The 2,200-nt window shown below is 75.0% G+C and carries 3 protein-coding genes; all 3 read right to left on the minus strand.

Features of this window, described 5'->3' with window-relative positions; genetic code table 11:
* Positions 1-76 precede the first annotated feature (76 nt).
* Positions 77-943 carry a dienelactone hydrolase family protein gene (locus HMPREF3099_RS09935; protein WP_070705826.1) on the minus strand — a complete coding sequence of 289 codons (867 nt, stop codon included), beginning with the start codon at positions 941-943 and terminating at the stop codon, positions 77-79.
* Positions 944-1,023: 80 nt separating this feature from the next.
* Positions 1,024-1,689 (minus strand): ATP-binding cassette domain-containing protein, encoded by a 666-nt coding sequence (locus HMPREF3099_RS09940; protein WP_070705827.1) that lies wholly within the window; start codon positions 1,687-1,689, stop codon positions 1,024-1,026.
* On the minus strand, positions 1,686-2,200 hold a 515-nt coding region (locus HMPREF3099_RS09945), incomplete at its 5' end, for a molybdate ABC transporter permease subunit (protein ID WP_141762119.1). The genes HMPREF3099_RS09945 and HMPREF3099_RS09940, both read right to left, overlap by 4 nt.

Below are 2,200 nucleotides of genomic sequence, written 5' to 3' on the forward strand. Positions count from 1 at the left end.
TCGGGCACACCGGAAGTTTCCGGTGTGCCCGACGCCTTTCCCGTGCCGAGCGCGGTTGCGCGTGCGCCCGCGCGGCTCAGCAGGGGCTGCGGTACACGAAGCCCTGCTCGGCCGGGGCGCACACGAACTGCTCGTAGCGCTTGTCGCCGTCCACGTGCACCTTGAGGAAGCTCAGGATGCGGCCCTGGATGACCTTGTTGTCCACCAGACCCGCCCAGTGCGTGCCCGCCAGGTCGGTGAACAGGCCCTTGGTCTCCGAGCCGATCGACTCGTGGATCGGCACCGCGTACTCACCGGCCGGGGCCACGTTGTCGATCCCCCCGGCGATGGTGAGCGACGGCTCGCTCACGCCCTTGAATCCCTCCTGTGCCCACGGGTGGATCGGCACCACAGCGTCCTGCTCGGACTCCTGCGCGGCGTAGAGGACGCCGCCGCCACCCATCGAGTGGCCCACCAGGGCCGTGCGCTCGGCATCGAGCAGCGGGGCCATGTCGGCGTCCGCCGCGAGCGCCTTCTGCGCACCCAGCGCCGCCTTGCCACGGGCCTGCGGCTGGCTCATGACGGTGGGGGCCTCGGCCATGAGCACCACGAACCCGTGGGAGGCCAGACGCTTGGCCACGAACTCCATCGCCGACCCGGGCTCGGTGAACCCGGGCATGGTCACCACGCCGCCGAAGGTCTCCCCCTCGGCGCCGTTGGAGGGGTGGAACACCGTGCCGCCGTAGAAGTCCGCGTCCGGGGCGGCCTCCAGCTTCTTGCTGGCCACCTCGTAGGGGCCGTCCACGCCGACCGAGTCCTTGGTCGGGGCCGGGCCGTGCTCGGCGGCGGGCTGCACCTCCTGGGCCGAGAACGCGGCCGGCGCGACCGGGCCGGCGGTCGCGGGGGCGGCCAGGCCGAGGGCCAGACCGGCGGCGAGGACGGTGGTGCGGGTCAGAGAACGCATCATCTGCTCCTGTTGTTGAGGGGAGCCCCCACGCTAGGGAGAGCAGGTGACGCGGCCCCCTCCTGCGGGTCAAGGAGCGGTCAGGAGTCCGTACGGGTTGCCGGCAGGCGCAGCTCGTCGTCGGCCAGGGCGTCCACGTCGGCCGGGTCGTGGGTCACCAGGAGCACCGGGCAGGCCAGGCGCTCGAGGGTGGCACGCAGCCAGGTGCGCACCTCGCCGCGGGCGGTGGTGTCCAGGGCGGAGAGGGGCTCGTCGAGCAGGAGGGCGACGGGGTCGGTGGCCAGCGCCCGGGCCACGGCCACCCGCTGGGACTGCCCACCGGACAACTCGGCCGGGCGTCGGGCGGCCAGGTGCTCGATGCCGAGCTCCGCCAGCACCGCATCGGCCCGGGCCTCGGCGGCGCGGCGCCCAGCCCCGCGGACGCTCGGCCCGAAGGCGACGTTCTGCCGCACGGAGAGGTGCCCGAACAGCCGGTGGTCCTGGAAGACCACCCCCGCCCGGCGGCGCTCCGGCGGCACGAAGGTCCCGGTTGCGGCGTCGTCCCACACCCGGCCGGCGCAGCGCACGTGGCCGGACGCCACGGCATCGAGCCCGGCGACGGCCCGCAGCAGCGAGGTCTTGCCCACCCCGTTGGGGCCGAGCACGGCCAGGGCACGCCCGGGCCGCACGGCGCAGGCCACGCTCAGGTCCAGCGTGCCGCGGCGGATGCGGGCGTCCACCTCGAGCGCGGGCGTGGCGCCCGTCATCGGGGCAACCCCGGCGTCCAGCGGTCCCGCAGCAGCACCAGCACGGTCACGCACACCGCCAGCAGCACGAGGCTCAGGGCCACGGCGGCGGGCGGGTCGGTCTCGAAGGCGCGGTAGACGGCGCTCGGCATGGTCTGGGTGACGCCCGGGAGATTGCCGGCGAAGGTCACCGTGGCGCCGAACTCCCCCAGCGCCCGGGCCCACCCGAGCACGGCCCCGGCCGCGATGCTGGGCCCCAGCGCCGGCAGGGTGACGCGGCGGAAGGTGGTGAGCGGCCCGGCCCCCAGGGTGGCGGCGGCCTCCTCCAGGGCGGTGCCGGTGGAGCGCAGTGCCCCCTCCACGGTGACCACCAGGAAGGGCAGCGCCACGAAGGTCTGCGCCAGGACCACGGCGGTGGCGGTGAAGGGCACCTGCCAGCCGGTGGCCTCGTACAGCCAGCGGCCCACCAGGCCGGTGCGGCCGTAGGCCAGGAGGAGCGCCACACCGCCGACCACCGGGGGCAGCACCATGG

It is taken from the genome of Kytococcus sp. HMSC28H12, from assembly GCF_001816045.1.
GTDB lineage: Bacteria > Actinomycetota > Actinomycetes > Actinomycetales > Dermatophilaceae > Kytococcus > Kytococcus schroeteri.

What these genes read in the sequence shown, in the direction of transcription:
- HMPREF3099_RS09935 (WP_070705826.1), bottom strand. Translation starts at nt 943, where the DNA reads ATGCGTTCTCTGACCCGCACCACCGTCCTCGCCGCCGGTCTGGCCCTC.
- HMPREF3099_RS09940 (WP_070705827.1), bottom strand. Translation starts at nt 1,689, where the DNA reads ATGACGGGCGCCACGCCCGCGCTCGAGGTGGACGCCCGCATCCGCCGC.